Annotated in this window: 25 protein-coding genes and 1 pseudogene; 16 read left to right on the forward strand and 10 right to left on the reverse strand. The window is 75.1% G+C overall.

Annotated elements, in window-relative coordinates:
- The first annotated feature begins 33 nt into the window (after positions 1 to 33).
- Entirely contained in the window at positions 34 to 417 is a 384-nt protein-coding gene (locus tag GA0070603_RS03020; RefSeq protein WP_091306716.1) for a hypothetical protein, read from the forward strand.
- 84 nt (positions 418 to 501) lie between these two features.
- Here the strand turns inward: GA0070603_RS03020 and GA0070603_RS03025 are convergent, their stop codons facing one another.
- Positions 502 to 1,242, reverse strand: a complete 741-nt coding sequence (locus GA0070603_RS03025; protein ID WP_091306719.1) for a B3/B4 domain-containing protein — start codon at positions 1,240 to 1,242, stop codon at positions 502 to 504.
- Positions 1,243 to 1,251: 9 nt separating this feature from the next.
- Positions 1,252 to 1,866 carry a LysE family translocator gene (locus tag GA0070603_RS03030; protein WP_091306723.1) on the reverse strand — a complete coding sequence of 205 codons (615 nt, stop codon included), beginning with the start codon at positions 1,864 to 1,866 and terminating at the stop codon, positions 1,252 to 1,254.
- Between the two features lie 29 nt (positions 1,867 to 1,895).
- Here GA0070603_RS03030 and pdxR point away from each other — a divergent pair, with 29 nt between their 5' ends.
- A complete protein-coding gene (gene pdxR / locus GA0070603_RS03035) occupies positions 1,896 to 3,377 on the forward strand; it encodes a MocR-like pyridoxine biosynthesis transcription factor PdxR (protein ID WP_091306726.1) in 1,482 nt (493 codons plus the stop codon).
- A gap of 72 nt (positions 3,378 to 3,449) precedes the next feature.
- On the opposite strand, the gene GA0070603_RS03040 is transcribed toward pdxR, so the two are convergent.
- Entirely contained in the window at positions 3,450 to 4,433 is a 984-nt protein-coding gene (locus GA0070603_RS03040) for a helix-turn-helix transcriptional regulator (protein ID WP_091306730.1), read from the reverse strand.
- Between the two features lie 44 nt (positions 4,434 to 4,477).
- Here GA0070603_RS03040 and GA0070603_RS03045 point away from each other — a divergent pair, with 44 nt between their 5' ends.
- Entirely contained in the window at positions 4,478 to 4,954 is a 477-nt protein-coding gene (locus tag GA0070603_RS03045) for a hypothetical protein (protein WP_091306733.1), read from the forward strand.
- On the forward strand, positions 4,954 to 5,409 hold the full coding sequence (locus tag GA0070603_RS03050) for a hypothetical protein (protein ID WP_091306735.1): 456 nt from the start codon (positions 4,954 to 4,956) through the stop codon (positions 5,407 to 5,409). The genes GA0070603_RS03045 and GA0070603_RS03050 overlap by 1 nt, the downstream gene beginning before the upstream one ends.
- On the opposite strand, the gene GA0070603_RS03055 is transcribed toward GA0070603_RS03050, so the two are convergent.
- Complete coding sequence (locus tag GA0070603_RS03055; RefSeq protein ID WP_091306738.1) at positions 5,393 to 6,064, reverse strand: TetR/AcrR family transcriptional regulator; 672 nt, start codon at positions 6,062 to 6,064, stop codon at positions 5,393 to 5,395. The genes GA0070603_RS03050 and GA0070603_RS03055 overlap by 17 nt on opposite strands.
- Positions 6,065 to 6,178: 114 nt before the next feature.
- On the opposite strand from GA0070603_RS03055, the gene GA0070603_RS03060 reads away from it, so the two are divergent.
- Genes GA0070603_RS03060 through GA0070603_RS03070 form a run of 3 tightly spaced genes read left to right on the forward strand, consistent with a single transcriptional unit; the run spans position 6,179 to position 9,445 of the window.
- Positions 6,179 to 7,675 (forward strand): flavin-containing monooxygenase, encoded by a 1,497-nt coding sequence (locus tag GA0070603_RS03060; RefSeq protein ID WP_091306742.1) that lies wholly within the window; start codon positions 6,179 to 6,181, stop codon positions 7,673 to 7,675.
- 16 nt (positions 7,676 to 7,691) lie between these two features.
- Complete coding sequence (locus GA0070603_RS03065; protein ID WP_091306745.1) at positions 7,692 to 8,585, forward strand: SDR family NAD(P)-dependent oxidoreductase; 894 nt, start codon at positions 7,692 to 7,694, stop codon at positions 8,583 to 8,585.
- On the forward strand, positions 8,582 to 9,445 hold the full coding sequence (locus GA0070603_RS03070) for an alpha/beta fold hydrolase (RefSeq protein WP_091306749.1): 864 nt from the start codon (positions 8,582 to 8,584) through the stop codon (positions 9,443 to 9,445). The genes GA0070603_RS03065 and GA0070603_RS03070 overlap by 4 nt, the downstream gene beginning before the upstream one ends.
- On the opposite strand, the gene GA0070603_RS03075 is transcribed toward GA0070603_RS03070, so the two are convergent.
- Entirely contained in the window at positions 9,402 to 10,565 is a 1,164-nt protein-coding gene (locus tag GA0070603_RS03075; protein ID WP_244282370.1) for a low temperature requirement protein A, read from the reverse strand. The two genes, GA0070603_RS03070 and GA0070603_RS03075, sit on opposite strands and share 44 nt — an antisense overlap.
- A gap of 49 nt (positions 10,566 to 10,614) precedes the next feature.
- The gene (locus GA0070603_RS03080; protein ID WP_091306753.1) at positions 10,615 to 11,505 is read right to left on the reverse strand and encodes a glycosyltransferase family 2 protein; all 891 of its coding nucleotides are present in this window, start codon (positions 11,503 to 11,505) and stop codon (positions 10,615 to 10,617) included.
- 67 nt (positions 11,506 to 11,572) lie between these two features.
- Between GA0070603_RS03080 and GA0070603_RS03085 the strand changes: the two genes are divergently transcribed.
- From GA0070603_RS03085 to GA0070603_RS03095, 3 genes are all read left to right on the forward strand, one after another.
- A complete protein-coding gene (locus GA0070603_RS03085; protein WP_091321462.1) occupies positions 11,573 to 12,673 on the forward strand; it encodes a CapA family protein in 1,101 nt (366 codons plus the stop codon).
- Between the two features lie 66 nt (positions 12,674 to 12,739).
- Complete coding sequence (locus GA0070603_RS03090; RefSeq protein ID WP_091306757.1) at positions 12,740 to 13,408, forward strand: GntR family transcriptional regulator; 669 nt, start codon at positions 12,740 to 12,742, stop codon at positions 13,406 to 13,408.
- Positions 13,405 to 14,715 carry an MFS transporter gene (locus tag GA0070603_RS03095; RefSeq protein ID WP_091306760.1) on the forward strand — a complete coding sequence of 437 codons (1,311 nt, stop codon included), beginning with the start codon at positions 13,405 to 13,407 and terminating at the stop codon, positions 14,713 to 14,715. Before GA0070603_RS03090 ends, GA0070603_RS03095 begins: the two co-directional genes overlap by 4 nt.
- Here GA0070603_RS03095 and GA0070603_RS03100 read toward each other — a convergent pair.
- Entirely contained in the window at positions 14,708 to 15,127 is a 420-nt protein-coding gene (locus GA0070603_RS03100) for a hypothetical protein (protein ID WP_091321464.1), read from the reverse strand. The two genes, GA0070603_RS03095 and GA0070603_RS03100, sit on opposite strands and share 8 nt — an antisense overlap.
- A gap of 133 nt (positions 15,128 to 15,260) precedes the next feature.
- Between GA0070603_RS03100 and GA0070603_RS03105 the strand changes: the two genes are divergently transcribed.
- Together GA0070603_RS03105 and GA0070603_RS03110 are read left to right on the forward strand one after the other, a co-directional pair.
- Positions 15,261 to 16,349: an S-(hydroxymethyl)mycothiol dehydrogenase gene (locus tag GA0070603_RS03105; RefSeq protein WP_091306763.1), complete on the forward strand. Its 1,089-nt coding sequence runs from the start codon at positions 15,261 to 15,263 to the stop codon at positions 16,347 to 16,349.
- Positions 16,346 to 16,975, forward strand: a complete 630-nt coding sequence (locus tag GA0070603_RS03110) for an MBL fold metallo-hydrolase (protein ID WP_091306767.1) — start codon at positions 16,346 to 16,348, stop codon at positions 16,973 to 16,975. Before GA0070603_RS03105 ends, GA0070603_RS03110 begins: the two co-directional genes overlap by 4 nt.
- Before the next feature lie 29 nt (positions 16,976 to 17,004).
- On the opposite strand, the gene tsaA is transcribed toward GA0070603_RS03110, so the two are convergent.
- Genes tsaA through GA0070603_RS31380 form a run of 3 tightly spaced genes read right to left on the reverse strand, consistent with a single transcriptional unit; the run spans position 17,005 to position 19,639 of the window.
- Positions 17,005 to 17,415, reverse strand: a complete 411-nt coding sequence (gene tsaA, locus GA0070603_RS03115) for a tRNA (N6-threonylcarbamoyladenosine(37)-N6)-methyltransferase TrmO (RefSeq protein ID WP_091306771.1) — start codon at positions 17,413 to 17,415, stop codon at positions 17,005 to 17,007.
- Entirely contained in the window at positions 17,412 to 18,347 is a 936-nt protein-coding gene (locus tag GA0070603_RS03120) for a sensor histidine kinase (RefSeq protein WP_091306775.1), read from the reverse strand. The genes tsaA and GA0070603_RS03120 overlap by 4 nt, the downstream gene beginning before the upstream one ends.
- Positions 18,344 to 19,639 carry an MEDS domain-containing protein gene (locus GA0070603_RS31380; RefSeq protein ID WP_139131792.1) on the reverse strand — a complete coding sequence of 432 codons (1,296 nt, stop codon included), beginning with the start codon at positions 19,637 to 19,639 and terminating at the stop codon, positions 18,344 to 18,346. The genes GA0070603_RS03120 and GA0070603_RS31380 overlap by 4 nt, the downstream gene beginning before the upstream one ends.
- 167 nt (positions 19,640 to 19,806) lie before the next feature.
- Here GA0070603_RS31380 and rho point away from each other — a divergent pair.
- The 4 genes and pseudogenes from rho to GA0070603_RS03145 all read left to right on the forward strand — a co-directional run.
- Positions 19,807 to 20,913: pseudogene (rho, locus tag GA0070603_RS03130) on the forward strand (transcription termination factor Rho); the annotation flags it as partial.
- An 11-nt stretch (positions 20,914 to 20,924) separates the two neighbouring features.
- The gene (locus GA0070603_RS03135) at positions 20,925 to 21,389 is read left to right on the forward strand and encodes a VOC family protein (protein ID WP_091306785.1); all 465 of its coding nucleotides are present in this window, start codon (positions 20,925 to 20,927) and stop codon (positions 21,387 to 21,389) included.
- 45 nt (positions 21,390 to 21,434) lie between these two features.
- Positions 21,435 to 22,526, forward strand: coding sequence for a DUF3626 domain-containing protein (locus GA0070603_RS03140; protein ID WP_244282371.1), 1,092 nt, complete (start codon positions 21,435 to 21,437; stop codon positions 22,524 to 22,526).
- Between the two features lie 218 nt (positions 22,527 to 22,744).
- Positions 22,745 to 23,503 carry a hypothetical protein gene (locus GA0070603_RS03145; protein WP_091306788.1) on the forward strand — a complete coding sequence of 253 codons (759 nt, stop codon included), beginning with the start codon at positions 22,745 to 22,747 and terminating at the stop codon, positions 23,501 to 23,503.
- Positions 23,504 to 23,797 lie beyond the last annotated feature (294 nt).

Here is a 23,797-nt window from a genome sequence, read left to right on the forward strand (position 1 = left end):
GTTTTGTCGCAGCCGGTCGCTAGGGTGCGAGGCATGATCGCCGATGACTCCGACGCCGTCACCGTCACCTTCCTGAGCATGATGCGGGCCGCGCTGCGGGCCGAGCGGGTGGGCGACGACAGCCTCGGCCGCACCGTCGAGCTGGCCCGGCGCTGGTGGGGCGCCGGCGCCGCGCAGGACGCCCGGCTCGCCGCCGCGCTGCGCGAGTTGCACGGCGAGCCCGACGACCCCCGCCGGGCGGCCGACGCGGCGACCGCGCCCACAGTCGACACCGGCCTGCCGACCCCGCCCGACCCGCGGGGCGCCGCGATCGCCCGCTTCGCCGCGAACGCCCGCCGGCTGCGCACCGGCGAGATCACCCCGGCCGAGTTCGACGAGTTCATGGCGACCGACGACCGGGACCGCCCCGACGCCTGACCCGCACCGCCCGTCGGCGACGTGCGGACGGGTCGTCGGGACCGGCGGCGCCGCCGAGGTGAGCCGGGGCGGCGGCCGCACCGCTCACCGCGGGGCGATGAGGCCGCAGGAATCTCCGACGGCGCGTGCGACGGGCGTCGCGAACTCGGGCGCCTCGGGGGTCAGCACCCGCGTCACGGCCGGCGCTCCCCACTCCTCGGCCAGCGCGGCGGCCAGGTCGGTGAGCATCCGGGGCACCGTCTCCGCGCCGCCCGGGTGCATCGCCTCGATCACCACCAGCACCTCGGCGGTGTCGGCGCGCACCGCCGACGCGCCGCTCTGCCGGTGGGTCCAGCGCCGGGAGTGGGCGTGGCCCGCCTCGTCCGCGAAGATCAGCTCACCGGGCTCGGGGTGCTCCTCCTCCCCGCCGAGGGTCAGGTAGGTCTCGGTGCCGGTGGCCGGGCGCACGGTCAGGTCCCCGTCGATCCGGTCGAGGTCGAGCACGGCCACCGGCACGGCGTACCCGAGGGAGAGGGCGTTGCCCAGGTCGACCAGCGGGTGCAGCCGGGGCAGCGACCCGTCGCGGCGGAACCGGCGCAGCAGCGACTCGGCGGCGCACCGGTAGCGGGTGGGCGGCGAACCCATCCGGGCGAAGGCCCGCCGCCACGCCTGGATCTCCGGGAAGCCGCCCTCCGGGCCGCCGGCGAGGCGGGCGCGGGCGGTCTCGGCGTACCGGTCGAGCCGTGGGGTGACGTCGACGCCGGGCGTGATGCCGGTGGCGTGCAGGACGCCGCAGGTCAGCTCGGGGAAGGTCGACCGGACGTGCGGGGAGTGCCGGAAGCGCACGGGAGGCTCCTAACGGGCGGTGAGGGCCAGGCCGAGGCCCAGGGCGAGGAAGCTGCCGGCGAAGCCGTGCCGCAGCAGGGCGGTCAGCCGGGGCCGGGCCAGCACCCGGCGACGCAGCGCGCCGGCCAGCAGCGCGTACCCGGCGAAGACGACGAGGGTGGCCAGCATGAACACCGCGCCGCAGGCCAGCATCCGGGCCGGCGCGTCCGGCGCGTCCGGCGGGACGAACTGCGGCAGGAACGCCACGAAGAAGACGGTGACCTTGGGGTTGAGCAGGTTCAGCAGCACCCCGTCGCGGAACAGCCGCCCGGCCGGGCGCGGCGGGTGGTCCCCGTCGACCGGCAGCAGCGGGCCGCGGTCGCGCAGCGCCGCCCAGGCCATCCAGAGCAGGTACGCCACCCCCAGCCAGGTCACCACCCGGAACGCCGGTGTGCCGGCGCGGAGGAGGGCCGCCAGCCCGGTCACCGCGGCGACCAGGTGCGGGACGAGGCTGACGGTGGAGCCGGCGGCGGCCACCAGACCGGCCCGGCGGCCGGCGGAGAGCCCGGTGGCGAGGGTGTAGATGACCCCGGTGCCCGGGGTGATCACCACGACGAGCGTGGTCAGCAGGAAGGCGATGGTCATGTGGTCCAGCCTGCGACCATAATGGTCCGATGGACAGGGCCAAACCAGCGGTGGCAGGGAGGTCCATAACGGCCGGCGCGGACTTCCTCCAACTGGACGTCGGCGAGGCCCCACCGGGTGGGCGGGCCGACTGGCTGGCCGCCCGGCTGCGGGCCGCCATCGCCGACGGCCGGGTGCCGGTCGGCGCCCGGCTGCCAGCCAGCCGGGTGCTCGCCGCCGAGCTGGGCGTGTCCCGGGGCGTGGTCACCGAGGCGTACCAGCGGCTCACCGAGGACGGGCAGGTGGTCGGGCGGGGCCGGGCCGGCACCGTCGTGGTCGCCACCCCGGCCGCCGTGGTCACCCGCCCGCCGGCGCCGCCGCCCCGCCCGCCGGAGGTGTTCGCCGCGCGGTCGCCGGGCACCGAGGTCTTCGACGCGCTGCGCACCGCTCCGGCGGAACTGGACCTGACGCCCGGCGTACCCGATCTGGCGGCCTTTCCCCGCGCGGCCTGGCTGCGCGCGGAACGCGCCGTGCTGCACCGCCTGGCGCCCGCCGACTTCGGGTACGGCGACCCGACCGGCACTCCGGCGCTGCGGCTCGCCGTCGCCACCTGGCTGGCCCGCAACCGCGGCATCCGGGTGGACCCGGCCGAGGTGGTGGTCGTGGCCGGGGTGTCCCAGGCGCTCGGCCTGCTCGCCCAGGTGCTGCACGCCGACGGCGTGCACACGGTCGCCGTGGAGGATCCCGGCTCGCTCGGCGTACGCCAGCACCTGAACAACTGGCGGCTGGACACCCCGCCGATCCCGGTCGACGCCCACGGCCTGCGCGTCGACCGGTTGGAGGAAAGCGGCGCCCCGGCCGTGATGCTCACCCCGGCGCACCAGTTCCCGACCGGGGTGGTGCTCGACGGCGACCGGCGTCGCCGGCTGCTGCGCTGGGCGCGGCGCGGCGGCGTGGTGATCGAGGACGACTACGACGCCGAGCACCGCTACGACCGCCCGCCGGTGCCGGCGCTGCGCGGGATGCTGCCGGACGCGGTCTGCTACACCGGCAGCGTCTCCAAGCTGCTCGCCCCGGCGCTGCGGATCGGCTGGGTGCTGGTGCCGCCCCGGTGGCACGCCGACCTGGTGGCGGCCAAGCGGATGGCCGACCTCGGCAACGCGGCGCTGCCGCAACTGGTCCTGGCCGAGCTGATGGACTCCGGCGCGCTGGAACGCCACCTGCGGCTGCTGCGCCGCCGGCACGTCCGCCGCCGGGACGCGATGATCCGGGCGCTCCGCGAACACCTGCCTGGTGCGGTGGTGCACGGCGCCGCGGCCGGCCTGCACCTGCTGGTGACGTTGCCCCGCGAGGTCGACGACACCGCCCTCGCGGCGGCGGCGCTGCGCCGTGGCGTGAAGGTCCAGCCCCTCTCGTGGCACGCGCAGCACCCGCAACCCCCCGGCCTGGTCCTGGGCTACGCCGCCAACCCACCCTCCGAGATCGACCGCGCCCTGAGAACCCTGGCCACCACCCTCCACGACCTGAGGTGACGCGCCCCCGTCGCCGCGTTGATCAAGAGGTTTGCGTCTCCAGGGAGATCGATCCGGACGCAAACCTCTTGATCAACGGGAGGCGGGCGGGTGGTAGAGGGCGGCGAGGGCGGTGGCCGTCTCCGCGAGGCGGGCGCGGAGGGTGGCGGGGGTCAGGACCTCCACCTCGGCGCCGAGGCGCAGCAGGTCGCCGTGCGCGTGGGTGAGCGACTCGATGGGTACGACGGCCCGGACCCAGCCCGCCGCGTCGGGCGGGCCGGCGCTCGCGTCCACCGCCGCGACCACGGCGTCGCTCGCGACCTCCCGCAGCCGTTCCCGGCCCCGGGGCGAGAGCCGGATGGTCGCCTCGTCCCGGTGCAGCCCGGCCCGGAAGGCGACCACGTGCGCCCGCCACCAGGCCGGCAGGTCGAACTCGGGGCGGTCGAACGGCTCGTCCAGCGGGGTCAGGTCGAGGATCTGGTTGACCCGGTAGGTGGCCGGGTCGGCACGGTCCGGCCGGGCGGCCACCACGTACCAGCGGCCGCCCTTGAGCACCAGCCCGTACGGTTCGAGGACCCGGGTCACCTCCCCGGTCCAGCTCCGGTAGCGGACCCGGATCCGGTGCTCCCGCCACACCGCCTCGGCCGCGGCGGCCAGGTACGGCGACGGGTCGCCGTCGGAGTACCAGCCCGGGGTGTCCAGGTGGAACCGTTGCTGGAGCCGGTCGGCGCGGTCGGCGAGCGGCGGCGGCAGCGCGGCGCGCAGCTTGAGTTGCAGGGTGGCCACGACCGACTGGTAGCCCAGCTCGGCGGCCGGCCCGGGCAGCCCGGCGAACAGCAGCCGGTCGGCCTCCTCGGCGGTGAGCCCGGTGAGCCGGGTCCGCCAGCCGTCGACGAGCCGGTAGCCGCCGGCGTGCCCGGCCTCGCCGTAGAGCGGGATGCCGGCGGCGTGCAGCGACTCGACGTCGCGGTAGACGGTGCGGACGGACACCTCCAGCCGGCGGGCCAGCTCGGCGGCGGTGAGCCGGCCGTGGGCCTGGAGCAGCAGCAGGAGGGAGAGGAGGCGACTGGCCCGCATTCCACTGACACTAGCTGTCAGGGGAGCGGTCCTACCGTCCCGGCATGGCATTCCAGAACAAGGAACTGACCGTGCCGGGGGCCGTCGAGGTCGCCGGACGGCACGTCAAGCGCTACCACATCGACCAGCCGGACCGCCGCCTCGAACCGGAGGTGGTCGAGGCCGCGTACGCGTACCTGCCGAAGCTGCTGCCCGATCCGGACGGCAGCACCCCGCCGGCCGGCTGGGTGGTGCTGCACCGGGGCGCGGACACGGGCGCGTACCTGCTGGCGTACAGCTGGTTCTTCGACAACGTGGTGGAGTGCCGGATCGCGATCGCCGGCCAGCCCGCGCTGGACTGCCCGGACGACGATCCGGCGCACTTCGTCCCGCTGGACCGGCCCGGCGTGGGCTGCGTCTGGGAGCTGGGCGTGCTGGAGCACGAGCGGACGGCCTGGGTGCGGCACGTCCTCGCTCCCGACCCTCCGGACCTGGCCGGCTACCTGGCCGACAGCCGGGCCGAGGGAGAGGTGGGCTTCTGATGGGCGACTTCGACTTCTTCGTCGGCAAGTGGGACGTGACAAACCGGCGGCTGCGGAAGCGACACGTCGGCAGCGACGACTGGGACGAGTTTCCCGGCACGAGCGTGGCGCACTCGTTCTTCGACGGCGCCGGCAGCTTCGACGAGATCCGCTTCCCGACCCGGGGCTTCTCCGGCTCGACGGTCCGCATCCGCGACGCGGAGACCGGGCTCTGGTCGATCTACTGGATGAACAGCCGGCGCGGGGTGCTCGAACAGCCGCCGATGGTGGGCCGGTTCGTCGACGGCGTGGGCACGTTCTACGCCGACGACACCGACGAGGGGCGGCCGATCCGCTGCCGGTTCATCTGGTCGCGCATCACGCCCACCTCGTGCCGCTGGGAGCAGGCGTTCTCCACCGACGGCGAACGCACCTGGGAGACCAACTGGGTCATGGACTTCACGCGGACGGGCTGACCGGCGGCGTGGTGGTCCGGTAGATCGCGGTCAGCCACACGTCGAGCAGCACGTCGACGACGTCCCGCTCGGCGACCGCCGGGCCGTCACCGGCGAAGGTCGCGTACCAGACCCGCTCGTTCATGGAGTTCAGCGCGATGGCGAGGTCCCGGGCGGGCAACCCGTCCGGGGCCGCGCCACGCGCGCGTTCGCCCTCGATGGCCGCCTCGACGGCGCGTACCCAGCGTTCGAGGACCTCGGCCCAGAGCCGGCGCACCTCGGCGTTGGTGCCGCGCACCTGGGCGCAGGCCAGCACCACGTCCCGGTGGCCGCCGAAGGTGGCGTGGAACCGGGCGATCAGCTCCCGCCAGCGGGCCCGCGGGTCGTCGGCGAGCCGGACCAGCACGTCGCCCGCGGCCGCGTTCGCCTCGTCGGTCACCCGGTCGAGCAGGGTGAGCAGCACGGCGTCCTTGGACGGGAAGTAGAAGTAGAAGGTGGGCCGGGAGATGCCGGCGCCCCGGGCCAGGTCGTCGATCGAGATGTCGCCGAACGGCCGCTCCCGCAACAGCGTCTCCGCGGTGGCGAGGATCGCCAGCTCCCGGTCGTCGCCGGTGGAGCGGCCGGAGCGCCGCCCGCGCGTCGGCGCGGCGCCTGTCGACGTACGGGCGGGGCTCATGTCGGCCGATGGTACACCCGGTCGACACCATGTCGATTCCACTCGACAGGGTGTTGACTGACGTCGACGGCGGTGGATAGTGTCCGGTCCACTGCCGCGCGAACGGGAGATGCCATGGCCTCCGACCACGTCGACGTCCTCATCGTCGGTGCCGGGCTCTCCGGCGTCGGCGCCGCCGTCCACCTGCAACTCCAGTGCCCCGGGAAGACGTACGCGGTGCTGGAGGCCCGGGGCGCCGTCGGCGGCACCTGGGACCTGTTCCGCTACCCGGGCATCCGCTCCGACTCCGACATGTTCACCCTCGGCTACTCGTTCAAGCCGTGGACCAACCCCAAGGCGATCGCCGACGGCGACGCCATCCGGTCCTACGTCCGGGAGACCGCCCGCGAGTACGGCGTGCAGGAGCACATCCGCTTCCACCACCGGGTGCTGCGTGCCGAGTGGGACACCGCCACCGCCCGCTGGACGGTGCACGCCCACCGTGACGACACCGGCGACGAAGTGGTCCTGACCTGCGGGTTCCTGTTCACCAACTCCGGCTACTACCGCTACGACGAGGGCTACACGCCCGAGTTCCCCGGCATCGAGCGGTACGCCGGCCGGCTCGTGCACCCGCAGCACTGGCCCGAGGACCTGGACTACGCCGGCAAGCGGGTGGTGGTGATCGGCAGCGGCGCCACGGCGGTCACCCTGGTCCCGGCCATGGCCGAGCGGGCCGGCCACGTCACCATGCTCCAGCGCTCACCCACGTACGTCATCGCGCTGCCCTCGCGCGACCCGCTCGCCGACGCGGCGCGGCGCTGGCTCCCGGCGAAGGCCGCGTACGCGGTGACCCGCTGGAAGAACGTGGCGCTCGGGGTGGCCAACTTCCAGCTCAGCCGGCGCGCCCCGGGCGTGGTGAAGAGGTTCCTCCGCCGGGCCGCCAAGGGCCAACTTCCGGTCGGCTACGACCTCGACCGGCACTTCTCGCCCCGCTACAACCCCTGGGACCAGCGGCTCTGCGTGGTGCCCGACGGGGATCTGTTCGCCGCTCTCAGCGCCGGGACGGCGTCGGTCGTCACCGACACCATCGACACCTTCACCGAGCGGGGCATCCGACTCAGCTCCGGCGAGGAACTGCCCGCCGACGTCGTGGTCACGGCCACCGGCCTCAACCTGCTGGCCCTCGGGGGGATGACCCTCACCGTGGACGGCGCCGAGGTCGACCTCGCCTCGACCGTCGCCTACAAGGGCATGATGCTCTCCGGCGTGCCGAACTTCGCCATGACCATCGGCTACACCAACGCCTCCTGGACGCTCAAGGCCGACCTCGTCGCCACGTACGTGTGCCGGCTGCTGCGCCACCTCGACGACACCGGCCAGCAGATCGTCACCCCGCTCGCCCCGGACACGGACGACCTGGTGCCGATCATCGACCTCCAGTCCGGGTACGTGCTGCGGGCGGTCGACCGGCTGCCCAAGCAGGGCCCTGCGGCGCCCTGGCGGCTGCACCAGAACTATCCCCGCGACGTGCTGCTGATGCGGCACGGCCGGCTCACCGACTCCGGCGTGCGCTTCTCCCGCGCGGGCACGCCGGCCACCGTCCCCGACCGTCCCGCGCCCGTGGCCTGAGCACCGAGGAGCACCCATGCGTGACTTCGTCTTCCCCGGCGGCACCGCGGTGCTGACCGGTGCGGCCAGCGGCATCGGTGAGGCCCTGGCGCACGGGCTGGCCCGCCGCGGCGCCGACCTGGTCCTGCTCGACCGCGACGCCGAGCGGTTGGACGCGGTGGTCGCCGCGATCCGCGCCGCGTACCCCGGCCGGCGCGTCGAGACCCACCTGGTCGACCTCGCCGACGCCGACGCCACCGACCGGGTCGCCGCCCAGATCCTCGGCGCGCACCCGCGGATCCGGCTGCTGGTCAACAACGCCGGGGTGGCGCTGGGCGGCCGGTTCGACCAGGTCACCCTGGACGAGTTCCTCTGGGTCATCGAGATCAACTTCCGGGCCGTGGTGCGGCTGACCCACGCGCTGCTGCCCGCGCTCAAGGCCGAGCCCGGCGCCCACCTGGTCAACGTCTCCAGCCTCTTCGGGCTGATCGCGCCCGCCGGGCAGGCCGCCTACTCGGCCAGCAAGTTCGCGGTGCGCGGCTTCACCGAGGCGCTGAAGCACGAGCTGGTCGACGACGGGGTCGGGGTCACCTCGGTGCACCCGGGCGGCATCCGCACCCGGATCGCGAGCAGCGCCCGGGTGGGCAGCGGCGTCTCGACCGAGGAGTACGAGGCCGGCCGGAAGCAGTTCGAGAAGCTGCTCTCCATCGACCCGGCGAAGGCCGCCGAGGTGATCCTGCGGGGGGTCGAGCGCCGCCGCGGCCGGGTGCTGATCGGCTGGTCGGCGAAGCTGCCCGACCTGCTGGCCCGGGTCGCCCCCGCCGGGTACGGGAAGGTGCTGGCCCTCGGGATGCGGCCACGCCCGGCCCGGGTGCCGGCCCCGCGACCCGCCGCGGACCCCGTCCCGTCGGACCCGCGGCGGCCGGCGTGACCCTCGCCCTGCCGCCGGCCGAGGAGCTGACGGTCGCGGGGCGCCGGATGCGCTGCCGGATCGACGGCCACGGCACGACAGTCGTGCTCCTGCACGGCATCGGCCGGACCCTCGAGGACTTCGCCGCCGTGCACGCGGGGCTGGCCCGCGACCACCGGGTGCTCTCCGTGGACCTGCCCGGGCACGGCGGCTCCGCCCCGCTGGACGACCCGCACACCCTGCCGGCCCTGGCCGCGGCCGTCGCCGGGTTCCTCGACGCCGCCGGCGTCACCGGCCCCGCGCACCTGGTCGGCAACTCCATGGGCGGGGCGGTGGCCATGCGGCTCGCCGCCGACGCGCCGGAGCGGGCGGCCAGCCTCGTGCTGGTCAACAGCGCCGGCTTCGGCAAGGAGGTGACCTTCGCGCTGCGGCTGCTCGCCGTGCGGCCCCTCGCCCGGCTGCTGCTGCGCCCCCACCCGGCCGTCGCCCGCCGCAGCGAGCGGGCCATCTTCCACGACCCGGCGTACGTCACCGAGGCGCGGATCGCCACCGCCCTGGCCGCGGCCCGGCAGCCGCACGCCGCCCGGGTGATGCTGGAACTGGTGCGCAGCCTCGGCACCTGGCGCGGCGTACGCCCCGAGTGGCGGGCCGAGCTGCTCGACACGGTGGCCGCGCTCGACCTGCCCACCCTTGTCGTCTGGGGCGACCGGGACCTGATCCTGCCCGCCGCCCACCTCTCGTTCGCGCGGTCGCGGCTGCCGACCGCGCAGGGCCACCTGTTCCGGGACACCGGCCACATGCCGCAGATCGAGCGGGCCGCCGAGTTCGAGGCCCTGGTCAGGCGGTTCTGGTCGCCGTCCGGTGCCGCAGCACCAGCGTGACGGCCACCAGGGCGACGAGCACCCCGGCGATGAGGTCGACAGGCGCGAACAGCCACGGCGCCAGGAGCACCAGCGCCGCCGCGGCGGGGAACAGCACCCGCCCGACGCCCCGCTTGGCCGGCAGGTGCAGCGCCCAGAGGGCGACCAGGTAGACCGCGACCGGCACGGCCACCGCGTAGCCGGCCACCCGGGCGGAGGCGTGGCCGGCGTGCAGGTCGTGGTCGACCGCCACGGCCAGCCCGGCGCCCACGGCCGCGATGGAGCTGAAGACGAAGTAGTGGCCGTAGCCCCAGGTCAGCGCCCCGCGCACCGACGCCGGCGGCAGCGGGTCGGGCCGGTCGAAGTAGAGCCACCAGATCGCGAAGACGATCAGCGTGCCGGCGGCGGCCAGCGACCACAGCTGCCCGTTGCCCGCGTCCACCCCGCGCTGGATCGCCACCGACGTGGAGAGCACCGCCTCGCCCAGCACGATCAGGGTGAACAGCTGGTACCGCTCGGCGATGTGGTGCGGGTGCCAGCTGGTCTGCCGGCGCCGCTCGCCCAGCACCGGCACCAGGAGATCGGCGACGACCAGCACCACGAAGGCGGGCATGAGCCAGGCGGGCGGCAGGAGGAGCCGGAGCAACCAGCCGGCCTGCACCACGCCCACGCCGACCGCGAACGTCAGCGCCGTGGCGCGGTGCGCCGGATCGCCGGCGGCCGCCCGCAGCCAGTTCACCATGGCGGCCAGCCGCATCACCACGTACCCGTAGGTGATCGTGGTGAAGTCGGCCTCGCCGAAGGCGCGCGGCACGCCGGCGGCGAGGATCAGCGCCCCGGCGATCTGCACCAGCGCGGTCAGCCGGTAGACGTCGTCGTCGGTGTCGTAGGCGGAGGCGAACCAGGTGAAGTTCACCCAGGCCCACCAGATCGCGAAGAAGACGCTCAGGTAGCTGACCAGGCCATGCCCGACGTGCCCCTCCGCGACGTCGTGGTGCAGGCCCTCCGACGCCAGCGCCACCGCGACCACGAAGCACAGGTCGAAGAAGAGCTCCAGCGGGGTGGCGGCCCGGTGTGCCTCGTCCCGCCGGCGCGCCCGCATGGGGCGGTACCAGGCCCGGACGGACGCGTCGCTCTTCACCCGGTGCTCCTCGCCGACGGCCGGTCAGCTGCACCACACGATAACCAGCTCAGGCCGCCGCGGACGGGACCGGCTCCGGAACTCCGGCGGAAAGGGGAGCGGTGGCGTGGGAAAGCGTCACCAGCGCCGCCTCCACGTCGCCCGGCAGCCGCCGCCGGTGCCGCAGCACCCAGCCGGCCTGCCGGGCCGCGTCGCGCAGCCCGGCCCGCCCGGCCGGGTCCCGCCAGGCGTCGGCCACCACCTCCCGCAGCACCCGTCCCGGCCGGCGCAGCGCCGCGGTGAGCACCCGGTTGCGAGCCTCCACCCGCCGGCGCGCCCGGGGATCGCGGCCCGCCGGCACCGGCAGGTGGTGGGCCACCAGCTCCGGCACGTACGCGAGGTTCCAGCCCGCCGCGGCCAGGTCCATGGCGAGCAGCGCCTCCTCGCCGTACGTGCCGAGCCGCTCGGTGAAGCCCCCGACCTGCCGGTACGCGTCGCGGCGCAGCACCACGGCGCAGGCCAGGAACCCGAGCACCGTGGGCCCCGGGGCGTCCGGCTCCGTGCCCAGCGGCGCCCGGGCCATCGCGGCCGAGACCGGGTCCCGGCGGGCCGCCGCGCCGACCCGCACCTCCCCGGTGAGCAGGGCCGTACGCGGGTGCCGGCGCAGCAGCGCGGCCGCCCGGCCCAGCGCGTCCGGCGCCCAGTACGAGTCGTCGTCGGCGAACGCCACGTACGGCGTGCGGGCCAGGCCCACCCCCACGTTGCGCGCCGCCCCGGCGCCCGCGTTGCGGCCCAGCTCCACCACCCGCGCCCGGGGGAACTCCCGGGCCACGGCGGCCGGCGTGCCGTCCTCGGAGCCGTTGTCCACCACGATCACCGGGGCGGTGTGCCGGGGCAGCAGGGCGAGAAGCTGCTCCCGCCGGTTGCGGGTGGCCACCACGATCGTCACGTCGGTCGTCATGGCCGCCCTGGTACCCCGGCCGGCCGGACTCACGCGTGGCGCGGCGAACGGCGGGAACATCCCCGGCATGGCCGAGGTGACGCTCTTCCTCGCCGGTGACGTGATGACCGGGCGCGGCGTGGACCAGATCCTGCCCCATCCCGGGTCGCCCGCGCTGCGGGAGGAACTGGTCACCGACGCCCGCCGGTACGTGGCGCTGGCCGAGGCCGTGGCCGGCCGGGTGCCACGTCCGGCCCCGCCGGAGTGGCCGTGGGGCGACGCGCTGCGGATGCTCGACGCGGAACGCCCGGACGTGCGCGTCGTCAACCTGGAGACGGCGGTGACCGCCCGCGGCGAGCACATCCCCGGCAAGGGCATCCACTACCGGATGCACCCGGCCAACGTGCCCTGCCTGACCGCCGCCCAGCTCGACGTCTGCGCGCTGGGCAACAACCACGTGCTCGACTTCGGCCCGACCGGGCTGGCCGACACCCTGGACACGCTGCGCGCCGCGGGCATCCGGACCGCCGGCGCGGGCCGGGACGCCGCGGAGGCGTGGCGGCCGGCCATCGTGCCGCTGGCCGGCGGACGCCGGCTGCTGGTCTGGTCCGTGGGCGCGGTGTCCAGCGGGGTGTTCCCGCAGTGGGCCGCGCGGGACGGGCGGCCCGGGGTGGCGTACCTGCCGGACGTGTCCACGGCCACGGCCGCCGCGCTCGCCGAGCGGATCGCCGGGACCGCGCGGCCCCCGGACCTCGTGGTGGTCTCGGTGCACTGGGGGAGCAACTGGGGCCACGAGGTGCCGGACGAGCACGTCGCGTTCGCGCACGCGCTCGTGGACGCCGGCGTGCACGTCGTGCACGGGCACTCCTCGCACCACCCCCGCCCGGTCGAGCGCTACCGGGACCGGCTGATCCTCTACGGCTGCGGCGACCTGATCGACGACTACGAGGGGATCGGCGGGCAGGAGGCGTACCGGCCGGAGCTGCGGTTGCTGCACCTGCCCACCCTCGACGCGGCCACGGGCGAGCTGCGGCGGCTCCGCCTGGTCCCGATCCGGATGCGCCGGATGCGGCTCCAGCCCGCCACGCCGGCCGAGGCCGGGTGGCTCGCCGACCTCCTCGACACCCTCGGCCGGTCCTCCGGCACCCGCTTCGCCCCCGGCCCCGACGGCGCGATCACGCTCCGCTGACGTGGCCCGGGCCACGTTCGCGGCGGCCGGCGGCGGCCTTCCGCCGGGTCGGCGCATCATAGATACATGACGCATCCCACCCCCGTGCCCAGCGCCCGGCCGACCGCGCCGTCCGCCGCCGAGCGGGCCTACCAGCACCTCAAGCGGGCCGTCCTCGAGCAGGTGTACCCGGGCGGGCTGCTGGTCAGCGAGGGGGAGATCGCCGAGGCGACCGGGGTGTCCCGGACGCCGGTCCGCGAGGCGCTGCTGCGCCTGGAGGCCGAGGGCCTGGTCAAGCTCTACCCCAAGCGCGGCGCCCTGATCCGGCCGGTCTCCGCGCGGGAGATCGCCGACGTCGTCGAGGCCCGCCGCCTGGTCGAGCTGCACGCCGCCCGGCAGGTCTGGCCGCGCCGGGCCGCCATCCGCGACGACCTGGCCCGCTGGCTCGACGAGATGCGCCGGGCGCACGCCGCCGGCGACGTCACCGCGCTGATGGCCGCCGACCGGGCGTTCCACGCCACAGTGGTCGAGGCGGCCGGCAACGAGATCCTCGCCGAGCTCTACCACCGCCTGCGCGACCGGCAGCTGCGGATGGGCGAGGCGAGCTTCCGGCTGTCGCCCGGCTGGGCCGAGGTGGCCCTCACCGAGCACGCCGGCCAGCTCGCCGCCCTCGACGGCGACGACGAGCAGGCCTGGCTCGACGCGATCGGCGCGCACATCGACAACGCGGCGACCGTGCTGCGGACGCTGCGGTGAGCGGCACCGCCCCCAGGGTCGCCCCGCGCCGCTCCGCCGCCCTGGTCTTCGCGGTGGCCGTCACCGCGTACGTGGCCGCCGTCTTCCACCGCAGCTCGCTCGGCGTCACCGGGGTCGACGCGGCGGACCGCTTCCACATCAACGCCGCCGCGCTGGCCACCTTCAGCGTCGCCCAGCTCGCCGTCTACGCGGCCATGCAGATCCCCGTCGGGGTGCTGCTCGACCGGTACGGCTCGCGCCGGCTGCTGCTGGCCGGCGCCGCGCTCATGGTGGCCGGGCAGCTCTGCTTCGCCGTCGCCACCGACGTCCGGCTCGCCGTCGCCGCCCGGGTGCTCGTCGGCCTCGGCGACGCCATGACCTTCATCAGCGTGCTGCGGATCGTCGCGTTCTGGTTCCCCGGCCGGCGCAACCCGCTGCTCGTGCAGCTGACCGGCACCATCGGGCAGCTCGGTGCGGTGCTCGGCGCCGTACCCCTGGTGGCGCTGCTGCACCACGCCGGCTGGACGCCCGCGTTCCTCACCGCGGCGGCACTCGGCGCCACCGTGCTGCTGCTGGTGCTCGTCGCGGTCCGGGACACCCCGCACGCCGAGCACACCGGCGCGCTCGCCCCCGACCTGGCCGCCGTACGCCGGCAGCTCGCCGACGCCTGGGCCCAGCCCGGCACCCGGCTCGGCCTCTGGACGCACTTCGTCACCCAGTTCTCCGGCTCGGTGTTCGCCCTGCTCTGGGGCTACCCGTTCCTCGTGCAGGGGCAGGGCTTCGCGCCGACCGCGGCGGCCGCCCTGCTCACGCTGATGACCGTGGTGACCCTGGTCTGCGGCCCGGTCATCGCGCACCTGTGCGCCCGGCACCCCTTCCACCGCTCGGCGGTGGTCTTCGCCATCACGGGGGCCACCGCGGCGGTCTGGGCGGTCGTGTTGGCCTGGCCCGGCCGCGCCCCGCACGGCCTGCTGGTGGCCCTCGTGGTGGTCCTCGCGGTCAACGGCCCCGGCTCGGTGATCGGCTTCGACTACGCGCGCACGTTCAACCCGGTGCACCGCATCGGCAGCGCCACCGGCATCGTCAACGTGGGCGGCTTCGTGGCCTCGATCCTGCTGATCCTGGCCGTCGGCGTGGTGCTCGACCTGGCCACCCCGGCCGGCCGGAGCACCCCGCCGCTGTCCGCGTTCCGCTGGGCGTTCGCCGTGCAGTACCTGCTCTGGGGGCTCGGCGCGGTGCAGGTGCTGCGCTACCGCAACGCCGCCCGCCGCCGCCACGCCGCGGAGGCCGTGCCGGTGGCCGCCGCCGTGGCCGGCCCGGTCACGTGAACCGGCGCTTGTGGGCCAGCGAGTCCAGCACCAGCGTCAGCCCGGCAGCGAGCAGCCAGCTGTCCTTGGCCAGGCCGATGCCGGCCTGGGACGGCTTGAGGCTGTTCGCCTCCCGCATGCCGGGCGTCTTGAGGTACAGCTGCACCAGGCCGGCCCCGAAGGCGGTCAGCCCGGCGCCGGCCAGTAGCGACGGCACGAACGGGGTGAGCAGCGCGGCGCCCAGAGCGATCTCGGAACGGGACAGCAGCTTCGCGAACTGGTCGGGCGGGAACTGCCGCAGCTGGGGGATCGCCCCGACCGCCATGCCGTGCATGCCGGCGGCGGCCTCGCCCTCCAGGGAGCGCTTGGACAGCCCGGAATTCAGGAAGAACGCGCCGATGATGATCCGTAGTGGCGCATGGGTCAACCTCATGATCACTCCCGTTCGGTGCCGGAGAACCGGGCCCCCGCGTACCCCGCGACGCGCCGGATAACCGCCCCCTCGACGGTGGGCCGCCGACGATGATCGGCGGTAGGTTCGGCTGGAGCCGAGCGAGGGAGGGACCGTGGGTCAGGAAGTCCGGGGAGTCGTGTCGCGGCGCAAGGGCGCGCCCGTGGAGGTCACCACGATCGTGGTGCCCGACCCGGGGCCGGGCGAGGCGGTGGTCCGCGTCCAGTCCTGCGGGGTGTGCCACACCGACCTGCACTACCGCGAGGGCGGGATCAACGACGACTACCCGTTCCTGCTCGGCCACGAGGCCGCCGGCATCGTGGAGCAGGTGGGGGAGGGGGTCACCGACGTGGCCCCCGGCGACTTCGTGGTGCTCAACTGGCGGGCGGTCTGCGGGCAGTGCCGCGCCTGCCGGCGGGGCCGTCCGTGGTACTGCTTCAACACCCACAACGCGGCGCGGAAGATGACGCTCACCGACGGCACCGAGCTGGCCCCCGCCCTGGGCATCGGCGCGTTCGCCGAGAAGACCCTGGTGCACGCCGGCCAGTGCACCAAGGTCGACCCGTCCGCCCGTCCCGCCGCCGTCGGCCTGCTGGGCTGCGGCGTGATGGCCGGCCTCGGCGCGGCCATGAACACCGGCGGCGTGACCCGGGGCGACTCGGTGGCGGTGATCGGCTGCGGCGGCGTCGGCGACGCGGCGGTGGCGGGCGCGGCCCTGGCCGGGGCGACCACCGTCATCGCCGTGGACACCGACTCCCGGAAGCTCGACTGGGCGCGGAAGTTCGGCGCCACGCACACCGTCAACGCCTCCGACGAGGACCCGGTCGAGGCGATCCGCGCCGCCACCGGAGGATTCGGCGCCGACGTGGTCATCGACGCGGTGGGCCGCCCGGAGACCTGGAAGCAGGCCTTCTACGCCCGCGACCTCGCCGGCACCGTCGTGCTGGTCGGCGTACCCACCCCGGAGATGCGCATCGAGCTGCCGCTGCTCGACGTCTTCGGCCGGGGCGGCGCCCTCAAGTCCAGCTGGTACGGCGACTGCCTGCCCAGCCGCGACTTCCCGATGCTCACCGAGCTGTACCGGCAGGGCCGCCTCGACCTGGACGCCTTCGTCACCGAGGAGATCGCGCTCGACCAGGTCGAGGAGGCGTTCACCCGGATGCACCACGGCGACGTGCTCCGGTCGGTGGTGGTCTTCCCGTGACGGTCCGCGTCGACCACGCCGTCACCTCCGGCACGTTCTCCCTCGACGGGCAGACCTTCGACGTCGACAACAACGTCTGGGTGGTGGGCGACGACGCCGAGTGCGTGGTCGTCGACGCCCCGCACGACGTCGACGCCATCCGCGCCGTGATCGGCGGCCGCCGGGTGGTCGCCATCCTGGCCACCCACGCCCACGACGACCACGTCCGGGTGGCGCCCGAGCTGGCCCGGGCCACCGGCGCGCCGGTGCTGCTGCACCCGGCCGACCGGGTGCTCTGGGACCAGGTCCACCCGGACACCCCGCCCGACGGCGAACTCACCGACGGGCAGGCCGTCGAGGTCGGCGGCACCATCCTGCGGGTGCTGCACACCCCCGGCCACAGCCCGGGCGCGTGCAGCCTCCACGCCCCCGACCTGGGCGCGGTCTTCACCGGGGACACCCTCTTCGTGGGCGGTCCCGGCGCCACCGGCCGCTCCTTCAGCGACTTCGGCACGATCATCGAGTCGATCCGGACCCGGCTGCTCACCCTGCCGCCGCAGACCGTGGTCCACACCGGACACGGCGACGACACCACCATCGCCGCGGAGGCGCCCCACCTCGACGAGTGGATCGCCCGCGGGCACTGAGCCGACCACCCGGCCGGGCGTCGCCGGCCTCAGCGCTCGCCGTCGAGCACCGGCTTGATGTCGAGTACGGGGGTGCCGTCGACCGCCTCCAGGTCGGCCACCCGCAGCCGCACGCCGTCCACGTCGAGCACCCGCACCCGGTGCAACCCGATGGGGTTGGGCCGGTGCGGCGAGCGCGTGGCGAACACGCCGGTCGCCGGGCGGGACACGTCACCGCGCGGGTGCACGGCGAGCACGTCCCGCCGGGCCCGGTCCAACCAGGTCAGCACCAGCACGTCCGCGCCCGGCCGCAACCCGTCCAGCGCCGGGGCGTACGCCGCGTCGAAGACCAGCCACGCCTCCGGCGCCCCCTCGTCGCCCTGCTTCGGCGCCGCCGCCGGATCGCTCAGCGGCGACTCGACCCGGCCGACCGCGCGCAGCGCCGGTTCCGTTCCCGTCATGGAGCCTCCCGCAGCATGTGCAGCCGGACCGTCGTGCCGGCCGCGGTGGTGTGCACCAGCACCAGGTCGCACAGGGCGTGCACGATGACCAGTCCCCGCCCGCCGATGCCGTCGTGCGCCGGGGCGAGCCGCCCGGCGAGCGGGTCGGCCAGCCAGCCGTCGTCGTGGACCTCGCACACGAGGTGCCGGTCGGTGCACCACGCCTGCACGGTGCCGGCGCCGCCGGCGTGCGCCACGCTGTTCGTGGCCAGCTCGGTGACCGCGATCTGGAGGTCGGCCACCCGGTCGCCGGCCAGCCCGGCGGCAACCGCATGATCGGCGACGAACCGCCGCACCCGCGGCAGGGTGTCCAGGTCGTAGCGCAGGACGGCGACCGGCTCGGCCGGGGTGGGCAGCGGCTTGTTGTGCCGTTCGGTGACCGCCGCCGGCGAGTAGCCGGCGATGGGGCGGCATCCGTCACCGTCGACCAGCAGCGGGTGCGTGCAGCGGGCCTCGGCGAGCACGCCGGGCTCGAGCCGCCCCGCGTCGTACGGGCACAGGATGCTCGCCGCCCGGCCGGCGAAGGCCCAGTTGATCGCGGCCTCGTGCTGGGCGCAGGCCCGGTACTCCTCGGCGGTGCGGCCGGCCCAGATCGGCTCGCCGATGATCCGGACCCGCCGGTCGGGATGCCGGTCGGCGAACGCCTGGAGCACGCACGGGATGATCCGGCCGGGGTTGCGCCCCGCCTCGGTCATGTCGGCCCACCCCACGGAGTCACCGGCCGCGCCGAGCGCCGCGCGGATCAGCGCCAGCTGCGGCCCGGGGGTGGCCACCAGCACCGGATCGCCCGCGGCGAGTCCCGCCCGGACGAACGGCACGGTGACCGCGAGCAGGCTCACGGCGTCGGTGTAGAAGGCCAGCTCGTGACGGAACCCGGCGGCTGTCGCGCTCACGCCGGGTCCTCCGCCGGCACGCCGTCGAGCAGGTGCAGAAGCCGGTGCAGCGCCGGCCGGCACCCGATCAGCCGGATGCCCGTGGCGCTGGTCCGGTCCGCCCGGACCAGCGCGGTGGCGGCGCCCACGTCGGCGAAGCTCAGCTCGGAGACGTCCAGCACCGGCGGTCGGTCCGCCGCCCGCCGGTCGGCCGTCACGTGGCCCAGCACCGCGGTGAACGCCTCCCGGTTGCTCCGGTCCACCTGCCCCACCAGACGCAACCCCGGCGGGTCCGTCGTCCGGTACGCCCGCAGCAGCGGCACCCAGGTCCGCGCGGTGCCCGGCCCGGCCGTACCCGGGTGGGCGGCCGCGACGGCGCGCATCGAGTCGGCCGGGAAGATCCGCCGGTCGTACAGGCACAGGCCGGCGACGCGGGCGTCCAGGAAGAGCGGGTTGAGCGCGGTCTCGTACCGGCGCAGGTCGTCCAGGGTGGTGCCGCTGCGCAGCACCCACGTCATGTCACCGCTCAGCCGGATCCCCGGGTAGCCCTCGTGCCGCGCGCGGTCCACCTCCTCGACCACCGTGGCGACCATGCGTTCCGGCGCCGGTGGGCCACCGGTCGGATAGACCTCCATGGCCGGCACGATGCGCAGCTGGCCGGCCGCCACGGCGGCCTCCGTCGGCACGCCGACGGCGTCGACCCGGGCGCGCACCGCCTGCGGCGGTGAGGACTCGGTGAAGCAGACGACCTTGTGACCGAGGCGCAGGCCGGCGGCGGCGAAACGGCCGACGGCGTCGAGGGCGTCACCCTCGTCGCCGTGCATCCAACAGACGTGGTCACCAAGGTGAACCTGGTCGACCACGGTCGTAGCAGTCACGGTGCTGGCCTTCCGATCGGCGCGTCCCTCACTGTAACGCCGGCCCGGGTTGCGGCCGAACCGGCGGCGATCCGCTTGCCCGCGACGGCATCGCGGGGTTAACGTGGCGAACGACCCGGATGCCGGCGCACCGCGCCACCCGGAGTCACTCTCCCGAACGCGGCAGCCCGCCCGGGCGCACCGCATCGCACCGATCCGGCCGCCGGCACACGTCCCGACCAGCCCCGGCCGACAGCTCCGCAGGAGTGGCCCCGTCGTCCGCTGTCGGCAGCGCCTCGGCCGGCCCGCTCGCGGGTCCTCGGCACGCCTGGTGCCGCGAGCCCTGGCGGACGGTCTTCCGTCGCCCGTCCACCCAGGCGAGCCGGCGAGGCGCTCGGCCGCCGAGCCCGCCGCCTCCCTCTCCGGGCCGGCGAGCTGTTCGGCCGCCGAGCCCATCGCCTTCGCCTCCACCTCTGCGGGGCGGCGAACCGTCCGGACCGTGAGCCCGTCGCGGATCCCACGGAACGAGGCCGCTCGGGTCCCGAACCAACCCTCCTTCGTCCGTCCCGACCGGGGAACGGCAACACACCGAAAGGCACTCGATGACCGACACCTCCGCGCCGCTCCCGGTGAGCGGCATCGTCGACACGGTCGACGACCACGCGCTGCTGCGGGTGGACGGCTACCTGCCCTCCGCCGCCGACGCCCATCTCACCGCCGGCCAGCTCCGCCGGTACGGCCTGCGCCGCGGCGACCTCGTCACCGGCGCGGTCGCCACCACACCCCGCAAGGGCCGGCACGCCCCGCTCATCCGGGTCGACACCGTCAACGGAACGACCCCCGAGCAGGCGCGCCACCGCCCGGACTTCCACCGGCTGACGCCGGTCCACCCGTACGAGCGGCTGCGGCTGGAGACCGAGCCGCACATCCTGACCACCCGGGTCATCGACCTGGTCATGCCGATCGGCAAGGGCCAGCGGGCGCTGATCGTCTCGCCGCCGAAGGCGGGTAAGACGATGGTGCTGCAGGCGATCGCGAACGCGATCACCCGCAACAACCCGGAGTGCCACCTCATGGTGGTGCTGGTCGACGAGCGGCCGGAAGAGGTCACCGACTTTTCTCGGTCGGTGAAGGGCGAGGTCGTCGCGGCCACGTTCGACCGTCCGCCGCAGGACCACACCACGGTGGCGGAGCTGGCGATCGAGCGGGCGAAGCGCCTGGTCGAGCTGGGCCACGACGTGGTCGTGCTGCTCGACTCGCTGACCCGGCTGGGCCGCGCCTACAACCTGACCGTCCGCTCGGCCGGGCGCACCCTCTCCGGCGGTGTCGACGTGGCCGCGCTCACCCCGCCCAAGCAGCTGCTCGCGGCCGCACGGTCGATCGAGGAGGGCGGCTCGCTGACCGTCATCGCCTCGGCCCTGGTGGAGACCGGCTCCGCCGCCGACGGCCTCATCTTCGAGGAGTTCAAGAGCACCGGCAACGCCGAACTGAGGCTGGACCGGGCGCTGGCCGACCGGCGTACCTTTCCCGCCGTCGACGTGCGCGCCTCCGGCACCCGCCGGGAGGAGCTGCTGCTCACCGACGTCGAGCGGGACCGCCTGCGGGCACTGCGTTCCGCGCTGTCCGCACTGGACCGGCACGCGGCCCTGGACCAGCTGCTCCGCCAGCTCGCCACCACCGGCGGCAACGCGCACTTCCTCGCCCGCCTCGGCGCCACCGCACGCGGCTAGGATCACGCCTCATGGACGATTCCCGGGCCGACGGGCCGCCGACCGTACGCCAGCTGCGCCTGGTCGTGGAGGCCGAGGACTACGACGCCGCGGTCGCCTTCTTCCGCGACGCGCTGGGCCTGCCCGAGCAGGCGGCGTACTCGGGCGGCGACGGCGCCCGGGTGGTGATCCTGGAGGCGGGACGGGCCACGCTGGAGCTGGCGAACCCCGCGCAGAAGCGGCTGATCGACGAGGTGGAGGTCGGTCGCCAGGTCGCGCCCCGGCTGCGGGTCGCGTTCGAGGTGGACGACAGCCGGGCGGCCACCGAGCGCCTCGTCGCGGCGGGCGCCACCGAGGTCGCCCCGCCGACGGTCACCCCGTGGCAGTCGCTCAACGCCCGCCTCGACGGCCCGGCGGGCCTGCACCTCACCGTGTTCCAGGAGTTGCGCAGCCCGGAGGAGCGGGAGGCCCTCGACGGCTTCGGCACCGACGCCTGAAATCCGCGTGGCGCACCGCCGGCGGCCCCGGCGATACTCGGGCCCGTGCCCGACGTGATGTTGACCCCCGCCCAGGCCGCCGCCCTCCGGCACGTCCGCGACGCCGCCCTCCGGGACCGGCCGGCGGCGCTCGCCGTCATCGAGGGGTACCTCGCCGGCTCGGGCGCCGCGTACCGGGCGGAGGAGGTCGTCGCGGCGGTGGCCGCGCACGGCCGGCTCACCCTCAACTTCCACCCCGACCGGCTGCTGCGCGACGGCCGGACGGTGGCCGAGGCGCTCGACCGGGAGGGCGTGTACCGCAGCCAGTTCGAGACGGGCATCTCCAACGGCGGCCTCACCGCGTTTCCCGGCGGCGACCGGGACCGGTGGGAGGAGGCGCTGTTCGGCGGGGCGTACCAGCGGCCCGGCGTGCCACCCACGGAGCGCCCGAAGTACGGGGGCCTCAACCTGCTCGACCACCCGGACGGCGCCTGCCCCCGGTTCGGCTCCTGCCACCTGCGGCTGCGCCCCGCGGCGCTCGCGCGGGCCACCTTCTGCTTCGGCGACAGCCACCTGGGGCCGAAGGACCTCGGCACGACGACGGTGTTCGAGCCGGTGCTCGCCGCGCTGCTGGCGGCCACCGCCGAGACCGGGATCAGCCTGGGCGTGGCCGGCATGAACACCGGCACCCTCCTGCGGACGCTGCTGCGCCGGCGCGAGCGCGCGTCCGACGCGGCCGGCCGGGCGCTGGACGACTACATCGAGGCGCAGGTGCACGGCGAGGTGAGCCTGGCCCGGGACGTCGAGGCGGTGGTGGTCGACCCCTCGTTCCGGGGCACCGTGGAGGGCCGGATCCTCGCCGGGCTGGCCCGGCGGCACGGTTTCGCGCTGTGCTGGCACACCGGGTTCGAGCTGCCGGTCGACGGCGTCGACGCCGAGTTCCGGGGGCCGGCCATCCCGCCGCTCGCCGCCCGGGTCCACGCCGAGTTCGCGCGACCGGGGGAGCCGGTGCACGCGGCGCTGATCGGGCGGGCCGCCGCCTCGGTGGTACGCGAGCCGCAGCGCTGGGCCGACCGGGGCCCGACGGAGGTGACCCTCCAGCACCTCAAGCAGCTCTGGCACGTCCTGGTCCGGTTCGGCGTCCCGGCGGCCGGCTAGCCCGGTTCCCGCCTCCCCGTACGCCTCGTCCCGCTCGTCCCGATTCCCGGGTGACCTGGGCCGCAGCTTCCGCTGCACCCGGCATATCCGGAATGCCCGACAGGCCGAAGCTGGTTGTGTCCCCCGTACCGCCGGAACGCAAACCCCGTACCGGCGAGTAGTTCCCCCGAGGGGCGCTCACCCGGGAGCGCGTCGTAACGATCGAAAGGGCAACCATCGTGAAGCAGCACTTCACTCGATGGCTCCCCGCCATCGCGAAGACCGCCGTCGCCAAGACCGCCGTCGCGAAGACCGCCGCCGTGAAGGCTGCCGCCACGGCCCCCAACCGCCGGACCGCGCTGACCGTCGCGGGCGTGGCCTGCCTGGGCGGGCTGGCGTTCGGCCCCACCGCCGTCGCCGCCCCGCTGACCAGCGGCCCGCACTCCGGCGCGCTGGCCGCCATCGACCTGGCCACCGGCAAGAAGCGGACCGGCACCGAGTCGGTGAAGTCCGGCCTGACCACCGGCAGTGACAAGGTCCCGACCAAGGCCGACCGGCCCAGCCGGGAGGAGCTCATGCCGCACGGCGCCGAGGGCGCCCAGTCGCGCATCCCGCTCGACAACGCCCAGCTCGACAACGCCAAGGCCATCGTGAAGGCGGCCAAGGAGACCGGCGTTGGTGAGCGGGGCGCCGTGATCGGCGTCGCCACCTCGCTCCAGGAGTCGAAGCTGTACAACCTCGGCCACCTCGGCGACTACAACGACCACGACTCGGAGGGCCTGTTCCAGCAGCGCCCGTCGTCCGGTTGGGGTACGCCCGAGCAGGTCACGAACCCGGACTACGCCAGCAAGGCGTTCTTCAACGCGCTGAAGAACGTCGGCGGCTGGCACGACCTGCCGCTGACCGCCGCGGCCCAGACGGTCCAGGTGTCCGCCTTCCCGTACGCGTACGCGCAGTGGGAGGAGCAGGCCGCGGACATCGTCCAGCAGCTCTGGTGACACAACCCGCGAACTCGGCCGGCCCCGCCAGGGGCCGGCCGTTTTCCGTCCGCGAGGTGTGTCCGGTTCCCGCCGGCGCCGACAGGCTCGGTGGAACGCCATTGTGTGTCTCCGGCGCCCGGATACCCACATGGCGTTCCACCGACCGGGGTCGTCTGGGCCGGATTGTCCGGTTCGCCGGTGGTCTGCGGCACTCCGGCGGCGGAATGGTCGGCGGGTGGGCGTCGTTGTATCCCCGTGAACGATCGAGGAGGACGGCCCGCCGAGGTGGGTGTCCCGGGCCCCGGAATGATG

Source organism: Micromonospora chersina (assembly GCF_900091475.1).
Taxonomy (GTDB): Bacteria; Actinomycetota; Actinomycetes; order Mycobacteriales; family Micromonosporaceae; genus Micromonospora; species Micromonospora chersina.

Excerpts from the sequence above, each read along its gene's own strand:
- GA0070603_RS03020 (WP_091306716.1), top strand. The coding sequence starts at position 34 with ATGATCGCCGATGACTCCGACGCCGTCACCGTCACCTTCCTGAGCATG.
- GA0070603_RS03030 (WP_091306723.1), bottom strand. The coding sequence starts at position 1,866 with ATGACCATCGCCTTCCTGCTGACCACGCTCGTCGTGGTGATCACCCCG.
- pdxR (WP_091306726.1), top strand. The coding sequence starts at position 1,896 with ATGGACAGGGCCAAACCAGCGGTGGCAGGGAGGTCCATAACGGCCGGC.
- GA0070603_RS03040 (WP_091306730.1), bottom strand. The coding sequence starts at position 4,433 with ATGCGGGCCAGTCGCCTCCTCTCCCTCCTGCTGCTGCTCCAGGCCCAC.
- GA0070603_RS03045 (WP_091306733.1), top strand. The coding sequence starts at position 4,478 with ATGGCATTCCAGAACAAGGAACTGACCGTGCCGGGGGCCGTCGAGGTC.
- GA0070603_RS03050 (WP_091306735.1), top strand. The coding sequence starts at position 4,954 with ATGGGCGACTTCGACTTCTTCGTCGGCAAGTGGGACGTGACAAACCGG.
- GA0070603_RS03055 (WP_091306738.1), bottom strand. The coding sequence starts at position 6,064 with ATGAGCCCCGCCCGTACGTCGACAGGCGCCGCGCCGACGCGCGGGCGG.
- GA0070603_RS03060 (WP_091306742.1), top strand. The coding sequence starts at position 6,179 with ATGGCCTCCGACCACGTCGACGTCCTCATCGTCGGTGCCGGGCTCTCC.
- GA0070603_RS03065 (WP_091306745.1), top strand. The coding sequence starts at position 7,692 with ATGCGTGACTTCGTCTTCCCCGGCGGCACCGCGGTGCTGACCGGTGCG.
- GA0070603_RS03080 (WP_091306753.1), bottom strand. The coding sequence starts at position 11,505 with ATGACGACCGACGTGACGATCGTGGTGGCCACCCGCAACCGGCGGGAG.
- GA0070603_RS03085 (WP_091321462.1), top strand. The coding sequence starts at position 11,573 with ATGGCCGAGGTGACGCTCTTCCTCGCCGGTGACGTGATGACCGGGCGC.
- GA0070603_RS03090 (WP_091306757.1), top strand. The coding sequence starts at position 12,740 with ATGACGCATCCCACCCCCGTGCCCAGCGCCCGGCCGACCGCGCCGTCC.
- GA0070603_RS03100 (WP_091321464.1), bottom strand. The coding sequence starts at position 15,127 with ATGAGGTTGACCCATGCGCCACTACGGATCATCATCGGCGCGTTCTTC.
- tsaA (WP_091306771.1), bottom strand. The coding sequence starts at position 17,415 with ATGACGGGAACGGAACCGGCGCTGCGCGCGGTCGGCCGGGTCGAGTCG.
- GA0070603_RS31380 (WP_139131792.1), bottom strand. The coding sequence starts at position 19,639 with ATGGGCTCGGCGGCCGAACAGCTCGCCGGCCCGGAGAGGGAGGCGGCG.
- GA0070603_RS03135 (WP_091306785.1), top strand. The coding sequence starts at position 20,925 with ATGGACGATTCCCGGGCCGACGGGCCGCCGACCGTACGCCAGCTGCGC.